This is a genomic window from Methylobacterium sp. J-059, from assembly GCF_022829485.1.
Classification (GTDB): Bacteria; Pseudomonadota; Alphaproteobacteria; order Rhizobiales; family Beijerinckiaceae; genus Methylobacterium.
This window is the reverse complement of the sequence record NZ_JAKSYA010000189.1, coordinates 16,446-32,709: the sequence shown is the minus strand read 5'-3', so window position 1 is coordinate 32,709 and position 16,264 is coordinate 16,446. Positions and strand designations below refer to the sequence as shown.

Annotated in this window: 19 protein-coding genes; 9 read left to right on the top strand and 10 right to left on the bottom strand. The window is 63.5% G+C overall.

Annotated features, from left to right (window positions below; genetic code table 11):
- Positions 1-186 precede the first annotated feature (186 nt).
- On the top strand, positions 187-3,105 hold the full coding sequence (locus MKK55_RS28875; RefSeq protein WP_243939132.1) for a DUF927 domain-containing protein: 2,919 nt from the start codon (positions 187-189) through the stop codon (positions 3,103-3,105).
- Positions 3,106-3,115: 10 nt separating this feature from the next.
- Here MKK55_RS28875 and MKK55_RS28870 read toward each other — a convergent pair whose 3' ends face one another.
- Positions 3,116-3,466 carry a hypothetical protein gene (locus MKK55_RS28870; RefSeq protein ID WP_243939131.1) on the bottom strand — a complete coding sequence of 117 codons (351 nt, stop codon included), beginning with the start codon at positions 3,464-3,466 and terminating at the stop codon, positions 3,116-3,118.
- A 96-nt stretch (positions 3,467-3,562) separates the two neighbouring features.
- On the opposite strand from MKK55_RS28870, the gene MKK55_RS28865 reads away from it, so the two are divergent.
- Genes MKK55_RS28865 through MKK55_RS28850 form a run of 4 tightly spaced genes read left to right on the top strand, consistent with a single transcriptional unit; the run spans position 3,563 to position 4,782 of the window.
- A complete protein-coding gene (locus tag MKK55_RS28865; RefSeq protein WP_243939130.1) occupies positions 3,563-3,832 on the top strand; it encodes a hypothetical protein in 270 nt (89 codons plus the stop codon).
- A gap of 8 nt (positions 3,833-3,840) precedes the next feature.
- Positions 3,841-4,284 (top strand): DUF5681 domain-containing protein, encoded by a 444-nt coding sequence (locus tag MKK55_RS28860; RefSeq protein WP_243939129.1) that lies wholly within the window; start codon positions 3,841-3,843, stop codon positions 4,282-4,284.
- Positions 4,277-4,489: a hypothetical protein gene (locus MKK55_RS28855; protein ID WP_243939128.1), complete on the top strand. Its 213-nt coding sequence runs from the start codon at positions 4,277-4,279 to the stop codon at positions 4,487-4,489. The genes MKK55_RS28860 and MKK55_RS28855 overlap by 8 nt, the downstream gene beginning before the upstream one ends.
- Positions 4,486-4,782 (top strand): hypothetical protein, encoded by a 297-nt coding sequence (locus MKK55_RS28850; RefSeq protein ID WP_243939127.1) that lies wholly within the window; start codon positions 4,486-4,488, stop codon positions 4,780-4,782. Before MKK55_RS28855 ends, MKK55_RS28850 begins: the two co-directional genes overlap by 4 nt.
- Before the next feature lie 17 nt (positions 4,783-4,799).
- Here the strand turns inward: MKK55_RS28850 and MKK55_RS28845 are convergent, their stop codons facing one another.
- From MKK55_RS28845 to MKK55_RS28830, 4 genes are all read right to left on the bottom strand, one after another.
- Positions 4,800-5,153, bottom strand: coding sequence for a DUF6883 domain-containing protein (locus tag MKK55_RS28845; protein WP_243939126.1), 354 nt, complete (start codon positions 5,151-5,153; stop codon positions 4,800-4,802).
- The gene (locus MKK55_RS28840) at positions 5,150-5,404 is read right to left on the bottom strand and encodes a DUF4926 domain-containing protein (RefSeq protein ID WP_243939125.1); all 255 of its coding nucleotides are present in this window, start codon (positions 5,402-5,404) and stop codon (positions 5,150-5,152) included. The genes MKK55_RS28845 and MKK55_RS28840 overlap by 4 nt, the downstream gene beginning before the upstream one ends.
- 71 nt (positions 5,405-5,475) lie before the next feature.
- Complete coding sequence (locus MKK55_RS28835) at positions 5,476-5,634, bottom strand: hypothetical protein (RefSeq protein ID WP_243939124.1); 159 nt, start codon at positions 5,632-5,634, stop codon at positions 5,476-5,478.
- A complete protein-coding gene (locus MKK55_RS28830; protein ID WP_243939123.1) occupies positions 5,631-5,843 on the bottom strand; it encodes a hypothetical protein in 213 nt (70 codons plus the stop codon). Before MKK55_RS28830 ends, MKK55_RS28835 begins: the two co-directional genes overlap by 4 nt.
- Before the next feature lie 557 nt (positions 5,844-6,400).
- Here MKK55_RS28830 and MKK55_RS28825 point away from each other — a divergent pair.
- Entirely contained in the window at positions 6,401-7,033 is a 633-nt protein-coding gene (locus MKK55_RS28825) for a sce7726 family protein (protein ID WP_243939122.1), read from the top strand.
- On the opposite strand, the gene MKK55_RS28820 is transcribed toward MKK55_RS28825, so the two are convergent.
- Positions 6,959-8,026, bottom strand: a complete 1,068-nt coding sequence (locus MKK55_RS28820) for a beta family protein (RefSeq protein ID WP_243939121.1) — start codon at positions 8,024-8,026, stop codon at positions 6,959-6,961. The genes MKK55_RS28825 and MKK55_RS28820 overlap by 75 nt on opposite strands.
- An 86-nt stretch (positions 8,027-8,112) precedes the next feature.
- Complete coding sequence (locus tag MKK55_RS28815; RefSeq protein ID WP_243939120.1) at positions 8,113-8,865, bottom strand: hypothetical protein; 753 nt, start codon at positions 8,863-8,865, stop codon at positions 8,113-8,115.
- A gap of 1,737 nt (positions 8,866-10,602) precedes the next feature.
- On the opposite strand from MKK55_RS28815, the gene MKK55_RS28810 reads away from it, so the two are divergent.
- The 3 genes from MKK55_RS28810 (at position 10,603) to MKK55_RS28800 (ending at position 12,230) form a co-directional block, all read left to right on the top strand.
- Complete coding sequence (locus MKK55_RS28810) at positions 10,603-11,520, top strand: ferritin-like domain-containing protein (RefSeq protein WP_243939119.1); 918 nt, start codon at positions 10,603-10,605, stop codon at positions 11,518-11,520.
- Between the two features lie 234 nt (positions 11,521-11,754).
- Positions 11,755-12,054 (top strand): HU family DNA-binding protein, encoded by a 300-nt coding sequence (locus MKK55_RS28805; protein WP_243939149.1) that lies wholly within the window; start codon positions 11,755-11,757, stop codon positions 12,052-12,054.
- Positions 12,051-12,230, top strand: coding sequence for a hypothetical protein (locus MKK55_RS28800; RefSeq protein ID WP_243939118.1), 180 nt, complete (start codon positions 12,051-12,053; stop codon positions 12,228-12,230). The genes MKK55_RS28805 and MKK55_RS28800 overlap by 4 nt, the downstream gene beginning before the upstream one ends.
- Positions 12,231-13,218: 988 nt before the next feature.
- Here MKK55_RS28800 and MKK55_RS28795 read toward each other — a convergent pair.
- The 3 genes from MKK55_RS28795 to MKK55_RS28785 form a co-directional block, all read right to left on the bottom strand.
- On the bottom strand, positions 13,219-13,539 hold the full coding sequence (locus MKK55_RS28795; protein WP_243939117.1) for a hypothetical protein: 321 nt from the start codon (positions 13,537-13,539) through the stop codon (positions 13,219-13,221).
- Between the two features lie 1,607 nt (positions 13,540-15,146).
- Complete coding sequence (locus tag MKK55_RS28790; protein WP_243939116.1) at positions 15,147-15,926, bottom strand: TIGR02391 family protein; 780 nt, start codon at positions 15,924-15,926, stop codon at positions 15,147-15,149.
- Between the two features lie 8 nt (positions 15,927-15,934).
- Positions 15,935-16,255, bottom strand: coding sequence for a multiprotein-bridging factor 1 family protein (locus MKK55_RS28785; protein ID WP_243939115.1), 321 nt, complete (start codon positions 16,253-16,255; stop codon positions 15,935-15,937).
- Between the last annotated feature and the right edge of the window lie 9 nt (positions 16,256-16,264).

The window sequence follows — 16,264 nt, the reverse complement described above, 5'->3', positions numbered from 1 at the left end:
TAACGAGCCGGTGGGCCAATGCCGCGCCCGACCGCCGACGATCGAACCCGAGAGCTTCAGCGGCACGAACGCGGACTGGCCCATCGTCGGAAGTGACGACTGGTGCCTCGATTACCGCCCCCATCAGAACCCCGTCGCGCGCCCCGGCGCGGCGCCTTCATCATCACGCCATGAGGGCCGCGAAGCATGACGGCGACCACAGCAGAACGCTACGTCCCGACCGGGGCCGCGAAGCAGGCGGTCGAAGGCCACGAGACCGAGATCTTGGGAGCCCTCGGCATCCCGTGGCGGGAGAGCCAGCGCGGCCACATCACCTGCCCGTTCCCCGGCCACGGGGGCACGGACGATTGGCGTTGGGACGCTAGCAAGCGCAAGGGCTACTGCACCTGCAAAAAGGGCTTCTCGATTTTCGATGCCGTCATCGAGATGGACGGCGGCGATATCGAGGGCGCTAAGCTCCGCTGTGTCGAAATCATCGGCCGTGACGACCTGATCCGCACCAAGAGCGGAGAGGACGGGGCATTCCAGAAGACCGACGCCGCGAGCCTGCTGAGCGCTCCGGCCGCCCGCCGCGACGACACGCTGCCCGGCGCCTATCTGGCGCACCGGCTCGGGGTCGAGGCCGCCGCCGTGCTGATGCCGACCACGCCCGTGGTCGGTTTCCAGGCGCTCGCGTACTTCGACCCGCCGAAGGGCAAGGGCACTGGCAAGCCCGTGAAGGCCGGCGAGTGGCCCTGCGCCGTGTTCGGCACCGTAGACGCGGAGAGGCGCCAGCACGCCCATCGGATCTACCTCGCCCCCGGCGGCAACGGGAAGGCCGACCTCGGAACGGATGCGTCCGGCTACACCCGCGACCCGAAGAAGTCGGCCAAGCGCGTCGGCGAGGATAGCACCGCCGGCCGCTCAGTTATCTGGGGTGATGTCGCCCGCGCGCCTTGGTGCATCGTCGCGGAGGGTATCGAGACGGCCGCAGCCGTCGCCTACGCCTTCCGCGTCGAGATCGAGGCCAGCGAGGTCGCGGTGGCGTCGGCGATCAATGCCGGCGGCATTGAGGCGTTCGCGCCCTGGCCCGCCACGAAGCGCGTCACCATTGCCGCCGACCGCGACGAGGCCGCCAAGATCACCCGGCCGACCCCGACCCGCAGGGGCGAGCGCGCCGCTCGAGTGTTCGGCATCCGCAACCGGGCGCGCGTCGCCACCGCCATCGCGATTGCAGGCACGCCCGGCACCGCTTCCGACTGGCTCGACGTTCATGCGGAACACGGCACCGAGGCCGTCCGCGCAGGCATCATCACAGCCGTTGCCTACGTCCCAACTCCGGAGGAGATCGAGGAGGAGCGCGAGCGGACCGAAGGTGTCGCGTCGCTGCGCCAGGTCGAGCGCGACTATCCGCTGCCGACCCTCGATAGCTTCCGCCTCGCCTACCAGCGCACCGAGGCTGGGCGGATCAAGGTCCACCAGTTTGTGAAGGTTGGCGACGAGATCGTTGCCCAGCCGATCGCGACACCGTTCGGCGTGGTGGCCCGGCTCCGTCATGCCGACGACGGCGACACCTACGGCCTGCGCCTTGTGGTCGAGGATATGGGGGGCAAGCGTCGTGAGATCGACGTGGACCGCGCCGCCTTCGCTCGCCAGGGCGCGGCCGACACCCGCGCGATGCTGTTTGAGGCCGGGATGCGGTCTGAGAATGACGGCGAGCTGACGGCCGTCAAAGCACTTAAGGCGGCCGACCCCGATGCGGAAATCGTCGTGTTCCGGCGTCCCGGCTGGCATGAGCTTGCAGGCGTCGAGGATCGATTTTTCGTCTGCCCGTCCGGCAGGGTAATCGGGGCGCCGGCCGACTCCCTGCCCGAGCTTTCGGTGAACGCTCGCATCCGCCCCGGCATTGCGACCGGCGGCACCCTTGAAGGGTGGAAGGCTGCCGTAGGCGCAGCCGCCAGCGTCCCCCGGTGCGAGCACTGGATCATCGGCACGATCGCCGGGTTCGCGGCGCCGCTGCTCTCGCTCGTCGGCCTCGATACGTGCGGGGTCAACCTCTCTGGCATCACCTCCGGCGGGAAGACGACGGCGCAACGGCTCGCAGTCTCGGTGTGGTGCCGGGCCGCCCTGGATCAGCGCGACAGCCTGTTGCAGAGCGCCAGGGCGACCGCGAACGGCGTCGAGATGATGGCCGCGCGCTCGAACGGCAGCGTCCTCGCGATGGACGAACTCGGCCACGTCAACGGCAAGGAGTTGGGCAAGATCATCTACTCGCTGGCCTCGGGTGTCGGCAAAGCCAGGATGACCGCAGACGCGCAGCTCAGGGCATCGCACACCTGGTCAACCTTCATCATCCTGTCGGCCGAGAAGTCGCTTGAGGAAAAGGTCCGGGGCGACGGTGGCGAGTGGTACGGCGGGATGGCCGCCCGCATCCCTGACATCGACATCTCAGGCGTCGATCGGGCCGTAGATCACGCCGTCATGGCGAAGATCCAGGCGGTAGACCGGAACTTCGGACACGCCGGCCCCGCCTTCGTTGAGGCCATGATTGAGGCCGGCATTCATCAGCAGGCGCAGACGATCCGGGCCGGCATCAATACCGCGGCGAGCAAGATCGCAGGCGAGGGCGCCGACGGCGCTATGGTGCGCGCCGCAAGCCCGTTCGCGATCCTGCTGACCGCCGGACGGATGGCGCGGCAGTTCGGGTTGCTTCCGGCGGGGATGGATATTGACGGCGCGATCCGGTGGGCGTGGGCGCGCTTCCAGAAATCGACGGATGCCGTCGCCTTGGACCCCGAGACCCAGGCCGTCACCAACCTGCGGGCTTGGGTCGCCGAGCGGTGGGGCTCTGACATCCAAGCCATCGACCCAGAGGAGGGCGCTCGGGCAACCAATCGGAACGCCCTCGGCTGGTACGACGACGATGCGGTCTACATTCCCGCGCACCGGATCCGCGTGGTCATGGCGGGCACGATCCAGGTCGTCCAGATCGCCCCCGACGTGTGGAGCCAGGTCTGCGTTCTCCGCGCTCAGTGCCGAGGCCCCAGCAACTGTCGCAGGCTCCAGGACTCGATGCAGCAGCTTGCCATGCCAGACCCAGACAACTCATCCCAGGGACACGACTGACCTGCGCCGCCTACCACCCAAGCCCGAGCGCCCGCGTATCCTCGCTGGGCGTGGCCGTATGCAGCTTTCCAATCAGCACCATCAGCGCCGCGAGTGCGGCCGCCCGCGGTTCCGTCGTTCCTGCCTTCGGCTGGTCGAGCGCTGCTGCGAAGGCCACCGATGCCACCACAGCCTCTGCGATCGCCATGTCGAGTGCGGGTACGACGACGACACGACGCTTCAGGCTCGCTGCCGTGCTGGACGCCGCTGAGGTCACCACTTGGCGCATCCCCAGCGTGCCGGTTTCCACGGCCGTCATCCATGGGAGCATGACCGTTTCGAGCAATGGCGGCAGGCCGGCGGTTTCCAGAAGGTGCGCCATCAACCTTTTGTCCCAAACTACCATTCGCTCGTTGGCACGCGCACTGTATCTGGCAAGGCGTCATGGCCAAGCTGAAACCGCATCAAGGACGCAGCCATGACTCCTCGCGAACGCGCCGCTTACAACGCTGGCCTCCGCGCTGCCATCCACGCCGCCCGCACCGCTGCGATCACGATGGAGACCGCGCCCGGTTCGACCGACGTGCGCAAGCAAGCTGCTGTCGCCGCGCTCTACGCCTTCGCCGAGAGTGCCGAGGCGCTGGCCCTCACATCAAGTCCGGACGCATCGTCCCGCTGCATTCCCGCTGAATTTGCAGCGGGAGAGACCATCTCTGATCTTGGTGTCAACACCACCGCAACCGTGTAGAATTGAGCATGACCACACGAGGCAAAGCATTCGAGCCAGGCCAGTCCGGCAACCCAGCCGGCAAAGCCAAGGGCACGCGTCACCGCACGACGCTGGCGATGGAAGCCCTGCTCGACGGCGAGGCCGAGGCGCTGACCCGCAAGGCGATCGAACTCGCCCTGGACGGCGACGGCCCAGCACTGCGCCTATGCATGGACCGCTTGTGCCCGCCCCGGAAGGATCGGCCTGTCACCTTCGACATGCCGGACATCCTGACGGCCAACGACGTGCGGACCGCCACGGGCGCTATCGTGCGGGCGGTCGCGGCCGGAGACCTCACGCCCGACGAGGCCGGCGCCGTTGCCGGCGTGATCGAGCTTCACCGCCGGTCGATCGAGACCAGCGACATCGCCGCCCGCCTCGACGCGATTGAGGCCCAGCTACAGTCCACCAAGGGAGCCCCGAATGCGTGACCTCAACCGACGCCTCGCCCGGATCGAGGAACAGGCCGCGGCACAGACCGGCACAGCCTTGGTCCGCATGTTCTTCGAGCCTCGCCCTTGTGACGACCCGGAAGCCTTCGCCCGTCAGTGCGATGCCGAAGCCGGAGCCGCGCAGGTCGTCGTCATCCGGTTCGTGAAGCCGGGCGATGTCATCCGAGAGGGAGCGCTACAGTGACCGATCCCGCCGCCGATCCCGCCTGCCTATTCGATGTGGTCGCCGATCGCGAGGCTGCACCCTTGGTCCCGCTCACGGGCGGCCAGGTGTCCGACTTCGTGCGGATCGAACTGCTGCGGACCCTACTGCACACGCAGTACGCCGTCGCCGACCTGATGAACTGCGTTCGCGCCTGCCCGGACGACAACGAGACCGCCGACAACATCGCGGGCGTGATCGGAGCGACGATGATGCACGCAGGCACCCTGCTCACGCGATTGCAGAACACGCGGGAGTGCCAGGGGCAGGGCTGATCTGCCAGGTCGTCGGTCTACAGCTTCACTTTCCGGATCGGGTACGCGGTCACGAAATGCGCGTCGCCGAGCGGGTCTTGGCGCCAGACGGACCGCACGAGGGGCATGCTTCGATCTGGCGCCATGATCGGCCCCTCGAACAGCATGACGATATCGCCGTCCTCATCAACGATCGTCTGGGCCGCGCCGCCGATCGTGCGATGGGTATAGAGGGCGTCGGCAAGGGCTTCCGGGTTGTCCAGTCGGAAGCCCCGTGAGGTGAAGAATTTTGCCTTCGATCCACCTACGGGATGGTTGAGATCGAGTAGGTAGTTGGTGATTTTCCGACGATCAATGTACCAGTGCTCGGGCCATTGAGGCGGGTTCTTCACAGTTCCGGACGCCGGATGAGTTGAAGCTGTTCCGGGCGCACCTTGCAGAGGGCGCCCTCCGGCTCCGCGAACTCAACCTCGTAGGCAGCGCCTTCGCGCCAGATGCCGACGATGGTCCCCTCGGAGCCAGCCGGGATCGTGTCGCCATCCAGACTCTTCGCCTCAACGGTCAGCACAACGCCATCGAGGTCCTGAAGGGCCTCCGCTCGATGCGAACTGTCGCGCAGCATGTAGAACGGTTCGAACGACATGGGCTGGAAACTACGCCTGATCCGATCGGTTGCAAAGCGCTGAGAGTGCCGGCTTCAGCACCTGCGCAGCCCTACTGTCCGCCGCCTTCCCTACGCGCTTTGACCGTGTTGTTGCTCTCATAGGCGGCCACGGCCGCCACCGGGATGCGGTACAGCTTCCCGTCCTCCACGAGGGCGCTGAAGGCGACTGGATTGAGCCTGCGCGGCGGGTAGGCGTAGGGGTCGATCATGATGCTTGCCGCCTCGCACGGATCATCCAGGCATCGCGGTCTGCGCGCGCCAGGGCCAACTCCCCCTGCAATTCTTCGATACGGGCGTGCATCTCGCCGGCATCGACGGCGGTCTCGATCAGGAGTTCCTGCGCCTCGGCGAGGGCTGCGCGCAACTCGGCGATCTCGGTCGCGAGCGCCAGGATCAAAGCCGTCGTCTCGTCGCTCATCCTTCAGCAACCCATCTGATCCACCGTGGACGCCGCCGCATCCGCGGCCAGCAGGTCGCTCGATCTGTTGCGGCGGTCCTGTTTGCCCCTTCAAGCAGGGCCGCCAATTTCGAGGCTTCAAGCGGGCCATAAGCCGGTGTGGCGGTTCCTGTTCCCCGCATCACCGACCTTCACGCGATCACCCGGCCCGAGGCTTCACGGGTACGATGCAGGGAACTGGCCCGCATCAACCTGTCATCGCGTACTCTGTCTGCTGAGCAGCCTGCCGGCGTTCGCGACCGCCGCGGCGCGCGTGCGTCGAGAGGCAGGCGACATAGCACCTCACGAAGTCCGAGACGCGTCCGTCATGTCGAACGCCCCCTGTGCGGCCATCGCATAGCTTGGGCCGCCTCAGTCTGCCACAGCACGCTTGCGGTGATGTTCGGGGAAAGGCGCAGGGTCGCAGGTAGGCCGTACTGGCTGGCGCTCCTGTGCATACGGAGTCATACGGGCGGCAAAATCCGATGAATTGGCCTCAGAATGAGGACAGCAGCGCAATAAAAGTGTAAGTTCGCAGAGTGAATGATCGAGATGTCAGAGCGGCAGTACTGAACTGGCTGGACGAGGTCCATGCCGGCCAGAACAACACGCTCATTGTCCAAGAGATGGGGATTTGGTCAGGCTCCGTACGGGTCGATGTCGCCGTCATAAATGGTGAACTGCAAGGCTTTGAGCTGAAAAGCGCCCGTGACACGTTAGAGCGGCTACCGTTCCAAGCCGATCTCTACAGCCAAGTTTTTGACCGTGTGACGCTTGTTGTCGCCGAGAAGCATGCGGAAAAGGCTTCTCGGATCGTTCCTGAGTGGTGGGGCCTTTCGATCGCGACGAATAGCGGTGGGACGCCTGTGATGCTTTCGCTGGGACGCGAGGCTGTTCGGAACCCGGACCTGAAACCTATTCAGATCGCACGGCTCCTATGGCGCCCCGAGGCTTTAGCGCTCCTTGATCGCCACGGCTTATCGAAAGGGTTCCGCAGCAAACCAGGCGACATCCTCGCCGGTCGGCTCGCCGCAGAGCTTCCCTTGGATATCCTACGAGATGAGGTGCGTGCCGTTCTTAAGGCGCGTTCCGGCTGGCTACGGAAGGTGGTTGCAGACGACCGAGGCATGCCGGTTGAACGCGATGCTGACCCAGGTTTCGCGGTTTCCTGACGATCCGACCCCTGCCTGCCCCGCAATCTGCTGGATGCGTTGATCCCCCCAGCATCCAGGCATCGGACCGAAGCTCGCATGTGCGATCAGCGCTTGTGCATGCCCATGGTACTGCACGGTCATGTGCTGACCTCGAACGCCTCGCGTCGTCACCCCCTTGCGGATGAACCAATCGTTCGGGAGCGCATAGCGCGGGGTCACGGTTGCATTTGCCATCGCATAGCCCGGCGGTTCGGTCAGATCGCGGTGCAACACCCCGTGATCCCCAAAGTGAAGCTCCGGGAATGAGGGTGCGACTGCGTTCCAGAGTTGCCAGCACCGCCGCGGCACTACGTTCGGCCCTGGATTGAGAGAACCTGCGTCTTTGGGCGCAGAGGAGGATACCAGCGTGACCGAGCGCCAGCCGGGCAAAGTGGCGGCGTTTTGCTGAAGCGCCCCAATGACGACAGGTGCGAGCAATCCTGGGGAGAAGTCGGCGACGTGGCCCGCATCAATCAAAAGATCGGTGTCTTGGGTGGGGTAGCCGAACTGTCCCAGCCATTGAGCGGCCGAGCCGAGCAGTTCCAGCGGAACCCTCAGCACCAGCCCTGGGCCGTACAGGTTGAGGGCTGCGGCTACGGCGGTGGGATAAGGCCCTACCGCCCCAACGTCGATGACCGGGATGACAGCCACTCCGGCATTCCCGAGCAAATTGAAGAGTGCGGTAAAAGCCAAAGCAGAACTGTCGCTTGCTGATCGAAAGGCGCCGTCTAACGCAACAGGCAACCCAGCCCAAGCGGCATTCAGATCAGTAGCAAAGGTAGCTGATACCTTCGACATAATCTGGAATATTGGAAATATTCTCAGTTTTTCGTTGGGTTGCAAGTTTGATAGTGCTTCCAGTTCTCCAGACTTTGCTTTGAGAATCGGAACATACTGAAACTGTTTCCCGGTTTGCCCGAGGTTAGTTGTGACGCCCACAGCACGCTTCCTGTCTGATTCGGACGACAGCATAGCGCAACCTGAGGATTGTCGAACAAGCTATATTCTCCAATCCCGTCAATCTGAAACTGTCCGTGATGCCGAACGCTCGCGTGCAGCTACCGCATGGCTCGCACCGGTTCCGCCACCCGCGCCGTTGCTCGCAAGGCTCTGGCGTGAAAGCGACCCTGCCGTTCCGGCAGCTTCTTTGACGGTGCCGCTGGCTTTGCTTTCCCCGAACTTAACACCCCCTTATCCGTGGGGCGCACGCTTTTGCACCCACCCCCCTCGACCGAGAGCCGGCGTCCGCGTCGCAACCACGCCTGCCATTCTCGGCTGATGATGCGCAGCAGGTTCGGATCGGACTTCCTTCCCTCGTGCCGCCGCTCCTGGATCGTCAGCAGGCCATCGCCCTCGGCGAGGCGGATCGCGGCCTGGGCCAGCCGGCGGCACACACCAGCACGCGCTGCGATGGCGTCGATGCAGAGCCCACACACGCCCTTGCCGGCTACCTCGTCGCCGACGATGCGCAGCACCGCGAGTTGCCCGGTCGTAAACCTGCTGGCGAGGGCCGGCGGCATCGGGCCGGAGCAGGCCAGCAGCCGGCGGCGGTCTCGCGAGGCTGATCTATCAGGCGAGACAGCCGCTCGCCGGGGCGGGAACAGGCTCGCCCGGCCGGCGGGGATGCCAACGGGCCGGATACCCTCTCGGATCGCGCTGCGGCGCCCGTGGAGGCGTTCGGCGAGCGCCTGGGCCTCCGTGTCGCCCAAGGCGCCTGACCCGTGCCCCTGCCACACCTGGCGCGATAGCTCGTCCATCTGCGCAAGCGTTCGCGCGCCGTCGATCGCGGCGGCTATGGTCGCGTGAAACATCGTCCTCGGTCCCTCACGGGCCGCGGGCAGGGTCCAGGCAAAGCCTTCCCGTTGACGGAAACACGTTCCGTCTTGACTCCCGAGGGGGAGCTATGGCTTGTGAGGGGAAGCGACTCGGCCCTCACAAGGCCTCAGGTTTCGACGGCGCCGCCCTGCCAGGGGTTAGGCGCCGTTGGCTTTTCAGGGGTCTATTCCGCGGCTTCGATCTCCTGATGCCGGCTCACGACTCGCCACAGGGCGCGCAGAGGCCGGACATGGCATGTCGGCCAGCCCGCACGGTTAAGTCAACGCCGCCCAGCCACTGAACCCGGCCAACTGCCCCTGGTGGACCTCACGCGAATAATGACGAGGCGCAATCCGGGCCTGTAGCTTCCGGCGATCATGCAATCGCCAGGGAGCTAGCTGATCTGCTGTAGCGGGGCCGCTAAGCGATGCAGCACCCAATCTGCTCCGCGAGGGCTCTGACTCTCTCTAAATTGTTGCGGCACCGAGTGGCACCTGCGGTCGATCCAATGGCGTCCAAGGCCGCGCCTCGCTCCCGATACCAGCGGGCGAGCGACAACAGGCGTGCTACGCGATCTCCGGCAGGTAGGCCCATCATCTCGACAGCGGTAGGAATGCGGTAGTTTCTCATGCTGCCCCGGCGTTAGGTCAGCGCTTCGGGATATGTCCCAGGAACGCCAGATCGCCCCGCACAGCCTGTTTGAGATGAGACCGCACCGCGCTCATCCGCTGGGACCGCGAGGATACTGCGAGTGATGATCGAGGTGAGTTTGAGCATGGCGTGGTCCTGAGCCGGTCGATAGCGTAGCAAAGACGTCTAGACTGTGATGCGGCATGCCGGACACAGGGAACAGTTGATCGCGCCGCTTTTCCTATGCCCTCCTATCCCGAAAACTCGGTTGGATCCGATTAGATGGAATGACAAATGGTATTGAGCACAAGCGCCAGCGATGGGTGATTGCATATTTTGTTTTGACTATCGCTATAGCTACTCCATCAATATCTGCGGAAAAGCCAGCAGGTGTTCTATCGCTGCGGAGATTTGAGTTACTTGATAATCTATCGGGATCTCAAAGCTCGTCTGAGCTAAATTTTTATCTTATGACCCTTACGGACAGCCTTTCACTTTCAAATCGATATCTTGAGAACGATCGGAAGCCGAGAATTTTCTGTTCTGACCAACCAATATCAATCGAGCAGCTTCGAGGCATTGTACGAGAACGGATTAAATCTCTGGCAAAGCTGGGACGGGACGCCGAACAAGCCAAGGAGCGAACTGGCGTGGTGATCGCTGTCATTCAGAAGCTGCGCGAAACGTATCCCTGCAAGTAGCCCCGTGCTGCAAAGATCAAGTTTGGTGTCCATGCGTTAAGCGCATAAAAATGTTAATTTATGCCGATTTCTATCTCTCCGGCACATGCGGCACCCATTCTTGCATGGACACAATCTCACGAAAGCGTGATGTCGTTGTCTAAAAACATATCTCCGACGTTGCTGGGATATTTCTGAGGCTTGAGATGGTCTAGGTCCTGGCTGTCCTAGCTCGGATTGTTCTCCGCGCCAGGGTGAGTGCCGCGTTCCCGACACCCATAAAAAGACCGCCGGTTGCAGACCATAATCCGAAGAAAAGTCGCCTTTGGGCACGTGCTTATAAGGCGGGGCATCATCGCTTCTACGCGCCTGCGTGCCGCTTGTACGGATGGTCAGCCGGCTGTTCCCCCTGAGGAGGAAGCTATGACTCAACAACATTTTCGTCTGAACAACGACGCCGAAGACGCCGAGGCAGCGCCGCGCAAACTCGATCTCGTAGCCGGACGCCGCGCCTTCATCCAGACTTTGGGGCTCGGCATTGCCGGCACCGCGTTGTTCGGCGCGGATGCCAGTCGCCCTGCCGCCGCCCAGTCCATCACCGATGCTGACATTTTTAATTTCGCGCTGAACCTTGAGTACCTCGAAGCAGAGTTCTACCTGCGTGCATCGGTTGGCCAGGGCCTCGCTGACGCGGAAGTCAGCGGCACTGGAACCCTCGGCCCGGTCTCTGGCGGCCGCGCAGTTCCGTTTCAGTCACAAGTCATAGCCAACTACGCCAACGAGATCGCTCGTGACGAGCGCCTGCACGTCAACACGCTGCGTGCAGCACTCGGCAGCAACGCCGTCGCTCGCCCGGCAATCGATCTCGGTTTCGCCTTCACCATCGCCGCGCGTGCCGCTGGACTTGCGGGTCCGAACGACACCTTCGACGCCTTCGCCAACGAGACGAACTTCCTGCTTGCGGCCTTTATCTTCGAGGATGTCGGCGTGACCGCCTATCACGGTGCTGCCCCGCTCATTAAGGATCCCGCAAACCTCTCTGGCGCCGCGGGCATCCTGGCTGTCGAGGCTTACCACGCCGGCATCATCCGTACGGTGCTCTACAGCCGCGGGCTATTCAGTCAGGCTCAGGCTATCTCCACCGCGCGCGACTCGCTCGACGGGCCTGGCAAGGCGGACGAGGGGATCGGTGATGCGACGACCTCGAAGCTCGTGCCGCTCGACTCGGCGGGCGTTGCTTATCAGCGTACACCGAAGCAAGTGCTCAGCATCGTCTACCTGAACGCTGGCGCTCAGCCGAACGGCTTCTTCCCGAAGGGCCTGAACGGCAACCTGCGTTAGAACGTCAAACGGTCGGAAGGAGCCATCCCGCTCCTTCCGGCACCTATCTCGGCGTAAAGGCTCATCGCCCCGCCACCATCCCAAAGAGTGCTACGCCGGCCGCCGAGACGACGTTGCCCCTGCCGCCCCATGGGAGGGGCGCGAACGGGATCACCGAGTACTCAGCCACCGAGACCGGCAGCGGGCGAGATCGACCGGTTGCTGACCGGCGCTCCGTGCCCCTATTCGAGCGCCATAATCCGATCCGACCTCGCCCTTCGCGTCGCCGCCCTGAACCCGCATCTCTACGATAAGGACTGCGTGGCGCTGGTCGATGCCATTCTCGGTCGCATCTCGGATGCGCTGTTGGCTGGTGATCGGGTGGAAATCCGTGGGTTCGGGTCGTTCACGGTGAAGGAGCGGCCTGCGCGACAGGGGCACAACCCAAAAACGGGGGCCCGGATCGTGGTGCCGGCCAAGACCGCGCTTGTCTTCAAGGCCGGCAAAGACATGCGGGACCGGCTGAACCCGGAGGCGAGGGCGACGGAGTCGTGAGCGACGATCCCTTCCACGAAGCAGCCGAAGCCCTACGCACGATCGGCCGGAACGTCGAGCCGACGGGCGACGACCTGGGCTTATGGCTGGTGGACGGGAAACAGCTCTGCGACGCTGATCTGCTTGCGCTCACCCGTCTTCTAGGGCTGCTGGCCGGCTCTGAGACGATCCATTGATGCCTCCTCACATGCGCCGCAGCCGGCTCCCCCTCTACCTGATCGGTGCAGGCCTCGTGCTCATGGTCATTGCCGAGACCTGGGTGCGGACGCTGTGATGGGCTCAGCTAGAACCGGCCGGATGGGGCGGACCGCGACAGCTACCGGCGACCGAAAACAGCGTTGCGCCGCCCCGCCCGCGCCCCTATCCCCGCCGGCCCACAGCCGACGAGACTAGCTGTTAGACTTCGCAAATGACGGGAATTGCTCAGCATTCGCGGCTACCAAGGTATTTTCTATCAAATGTATAGCCGGCGACCGCGCAAATAAGGCGATTTAGAGGATAGCGACACGTATATCATTTGGAACGGTTTACTGCGTGGCGGTCTTTCTTGTAAAACCGCCCATTGTTTTTTCTGGGTGATCACAGGAAAAACCATGCGTGTCATGAAAGATTTCTGCCGATCATGTGGCATAGAAATAATAATTTATGTTGGTACGGACTGTATGATCACGCAGGCCGCTCATAAGGATCGGAAACAGCATTGTAACTGCAAGTCGGATGAGAAGTGCCCGATGGTCACCTTGTCAATGGTAGCCCATGGGTGCGAACCGATGCCGCTGAAAGGGGCGCGTCCTAAGACCTTGCATCAGGATCAGCCTCGAGTTGATGGCAACGGACCGAAGCAGGGCTACGCTGTTGGATCTGCATCGACTACCGCAGGGCGCTGATGATTAACGCCCGCCGCGTCGAGGCGTCCGGCGACACCTGGATCCGGTACGGCAATCAGATGTTCCGGCGGAACCGACCGGGGCGTCCTGTTGGCGTTCCAGTGTGGCAGGCCGTACGATAGGCAGCAGGCCCGCCCCCCCCGACCTGATCGCGAGGGACGGGTGCCAGCTCGGTCAGCAGCGGTTCGGTCCTGAGCCCGGCTTGAAGGCACGGTGCCTCGGGTCAGTTACCAGCAGGTCAACGGGGCCGGGCTTTGAAACGCCTCGTGGCACACCGCTATTCCCTCGCGGCCGGCTTGCCCTTCGCCTGCATCTGCGCCTGAACCCTGTGGGCCATAGCCCTGATCCGGTCCTTGCTGGCGTGCCGGTCGTACCCTCGTGCAACCAGCCCATCGACCAAGCGGCGGGAAATTACCACGACCGCTTTGCTATCGAGCACGAGCACGTCGAGGTAGGCCGCCATCAGCACGGCCGACACGTCATCGCGCTCGGGCGTCTTGGCCTCAGCCAGCTTCGCCCGATAATTGGCTTGGTAGTCCTGCTGCTTCTGCTTCCGGCGCCGGTATCGCGCCAGGTCCTGCTGATCGTGCCAGTCCATCGCACAAGGCTCCTCTGTCGCTTGTGCTGATGGATCATCGCCAGAACGTAGAAAGTCGGGAGCGAAAAACGTGACTCTACGTACTTTAACCTCGGCCTGACTACAGTCCGTCGATATGCTCTTGGCAGCCCCCGAAAACCCGGTGAGCACACCCGGTTTCGGTCTTGGTATCTTATAGGGGGTGATCGGGTGAGATCACGGGGTGAGCATAGGCGGTGAGATTGACGCTGGGCATGGTCCACGAACAGGCAGCCGGTTACCCCAACAGCGCAAGGAGCTCGTCGTCGGTTGGAGACTGCCTCTCATCGATCCCGTGGCGGTCCCATCGGATGACACCATGGCCGAGGTGGATCGCCTGGGCGCCGCAAACCCGCATGAACGTCAGTAGGGACATGCTGCAATAAGCTGCCGCCTGCGACCGGCGCATGAGGCGCGGCCAGTTGGGGAGGGGTTCGCGCTCGCGCGTCGCAACAGGGGCAAACAGCAGCGAAGCCAAGAGCGAGGCGTAAGAGTCTCACAAATGAACCCCAAGATCGATTTTAAGGCCCATACAGCGGCAAAAGATTGAGGCCGGCGGTGTGGCTCCCAAAAGCCGCCCAAAGCCGCCCACGGGCCTCTAATGCGAAAATCAGGCGCTTCGAGCGCTGACTCGGCTTGACGGCCTGAGGGATTTCGGTAGGCTACCGGTTGGACCAGCGAATACTGGTCCAGAAACGACAAAAGCCGGGGTTCAGAGCCCGGCTCTTGTCTCAACCGCACTGGCTCCGAAAGGCTTGCGGCTGTCGTGGCAACAACACGCACTCTATGCGTGCTCGACTGCTTGTCAAGTTTTTCGGGCCCTTTTTGGGACCCCGATCAATGGCAAAAGCTCGACGTACCCCCTGCCACCGCCTCACCTACGAGGAGGCCGTGCAGGTCCATCTCCGCCTCATGAGTCATGAGATGTACAGCCGGATTGCGGCTGATTACGACGTGAACCAGGGGAGGGTCGCCGACGTGAAGTTCGGCCGCCTGCACCTCGGAAGCTACGACGAGGCGGTTCGCCGCCGGTCTACTTGAGGAGGCGGCAAAATGGCTAAATCGCCTCCGCCCAGGCAGACTTCTTCGAAGGTCTCCACGCTCGCTTCAAAGGTACTGTCTGGTTCTGTGAACCCGACGAAGGCACAGGTGAAAACCCTTGCCGCCTGTGCCTTGGGGCAGGATCAAACCAAGGGGCAGAAGCCCCGATAGTAAGTTACCCGCCGGGTAACGAACGAAAGGCACCCCTGGTAAGGGCGTGCCTTTCTTATTGGCGCATACAACTTCAGTCACGGGTCGGGAAGGGTTTAAGCTCGCGCGTCATCGCGCCGGCCGACGAGGCGGAACACGAGTATCCAGGGCGTCCAGCCACTCGTCGATCGAGCGAGCGCCGGGCTCCCCCTTGCGGCGGTCAATCCATCGGTCGAGGTCACGGCGGTCATACCGCTGCACGGTGTCGGTGCCGAACCGGATCGGGCGCACGTCGCATTCCCGCTGAAAAAGGACCGCCGAGAGGCCGCAGTACGATGCCGCCTGCGCCCTGGTGAGTAGGCGCGCGGCGGGAAGGGGCACCGCCTGCCGCGTCATACTCAACTGAACACGCTGTTGCAGTCCGAGACGATCCGCAGGAGGTGGTTCGCTAACATGATGATCTCGAACGCTTCGTCGGGATCATCGAGAGCGACCCGCCGATGCGACTGCGGGTTCTTGTAGGCAGCGATAGCGCCAGCGAACAGCGCGGACCGCCCTTCCTGCTCTGCAAGGGGCGCCTTCTTGTCCCTGAGATTACCCTTTTTCGGGTCGAACGCGGTGCGCATCAGGTGCACCCCGATCTCGGTGGCCGGCAGGTTGGCTGCCTCTCGGACAGCGATCTCAACCGCCTTCATGGCCTCGAACACCGCCGTGTCGTACTTCCCGCGGTGGAACAGGCTCCACACGTCCTCACGGATAGCAGGGTGCAACGCCTCCTTCGGCAGCATGCGAGTGCTCAGGCCGAGTTGTGGTTGCGCCGCGATCCGCCGCCCCTTCCGGCTGACCTGTCGGTTCGTCGGGTGGAACTCCTCGCCGCCACCCGTCAGGTTGACCAGAACCGGCATGAGAAGTCCTTCCCTCTCAAGCCAGGCCCATGCTTCCGCGATGGCTTCCTTGACCTCGGGGTGGCGATCGGCTGGGTACGGACTCCTGGAGCCAAGCCGGCCATCCGCGTACTGAACAGTCGCGAAGGCGAACCCGAGGAAGGTTTGAAGGGCGAGAGGCATCCCTGGCATTGTCGAGGGTCGCGCCAGGGTCGGCAGCAGCCTCAAACCGATCTCGTCCGGCTCCAAGGCCAGAAGTATGTCGGCTTCGTCAGGCAATCCCTCGAAGTGCATGCCCGGCTCTATCCCTCCGCGCCGCCGTCGTTCTCGCTCGTAAGTTGATCGGGGCGCAGGCCCTCGTCCGGCTTGGCGTCCTGTCGGTCTCGAAACCTGACGCCGGCCCCGCCTCCGTTCTCGGGCGTGAACTCGATCCCACCGGCCTCAAGGGCCTGCCGTAGGTCGTCGGTCGTTCGCTCCCGAGCGGGACGCTTCCCTGTCTCAAAATCCGCAATCGTCGCCCGAGACACCTTGCTCTCGCGGGCAAGGTCTTCGCGCGTCCAATCCAGCAGCGCCCGTGCGGCTCGGCACTGAGCCCCAGAAATAGGTTTTTCGTCGTAAATCATAAAAAACAG

Bases quoted from the DNA above. Each gene is read 5' to 3' on its own strand.
- MKK55_RS28795 (WP_243939117.1), bottom strand. From the start codon at position 13,539: ATGGACTGGCACGATCAGCAGGACCTGGCGCGATACCGGCGCCGGAAG.
- MKK55_RS28790 (WP_243939116.1), bottom strand. From the start codon at position 15,926: ATGCACTTCGAGGGATTGCCTGACGAAGCCGACATACTTCTGGCCTTG.
- MKK55_RS28875 (WP_243939132.1), top strand. From the start codon at position 187: ATGACGGCGACCACAGCAGAACGCTACGTCCCGACCGGGGCCGCGAAG.
- MKK55_RS28815 (WP_243939120.1), bottom strand. From the start codon at position 8,865: ATGTTTCACGCGACCATAGCCGCCGCGATCGACGGCGCGCGAACGCTT.
- MKK55_RS28835 (WP_243939124.1), bottom strand. From the start codon at position 5,634: ATGATCGACCCCTACGCCTACCCGCCGCGCAGGCTCAATCCAGTCGCC.
- MKK55_RS28820 (WP_243939121.1), bottom strand. From the start codon at position 8,026: ATGCTGTCGTCCGAATCAGACAGGAAGCGTGCTGTGGGCGTCACAACT.
- MKK55_RS28855 (WP_243939128.1), top strand. From the start codon at position 4,277: ATGCGTGACCTCAACCGACGCCTCGCCCGGATCGAGGAACAGGCCGCG.
- MKK55_RS28860 (WP_243939129.1), top strand. From the start codon at position 3,841: ATGACCACACGAGGCAAAGCATTCGAGCCAGGCCAGTCCGGCAACCCA.
- MKK55_RS28785 (WP_243939115.1), bottom strand. From the start codon at position 16,255: ATGATTTACGACGAAAAACCTATTTCTGGGGCTCAGTGCCGAGCCGCA.
- MKK55_RS28810 (WP_243939119.1), top strand. From the start codon at position 10,603: ATGACTCAACAACATTTTCGTCTGAACAACGACGCCGAAGACGCCGAG.
- MKK55_RS28830 (WP_243939123.1), bottom strand. From the start codon at position 5,843: ATGAGCGACGAGACGACGGCTTTGATCCTGGCGCTCGCGACCGAGATC.
- MKK55_RS28840 (WP_243939125.1), bottom strand. From the start codon at position 5,404: ATGTCGTTCGAACCGTTCTACATGCTGCGCGACAGTTCGCATCGAGCG.
- MKK55_RS28870 (WP_243939131.1), bottom strand. From the start codon at position 3,466: ATGGCGCACCTTCTGGAAACCGCCGGCCTGCCGCCATTGCTCGAAACG.
- MKK55_RS28865 (WP_243939130.1), top strand. From the start codon at position 3,563: ATGACTCCTCGCGAACGCGCCGCTTACAACGCTGGCCTCCGCGCTGCC.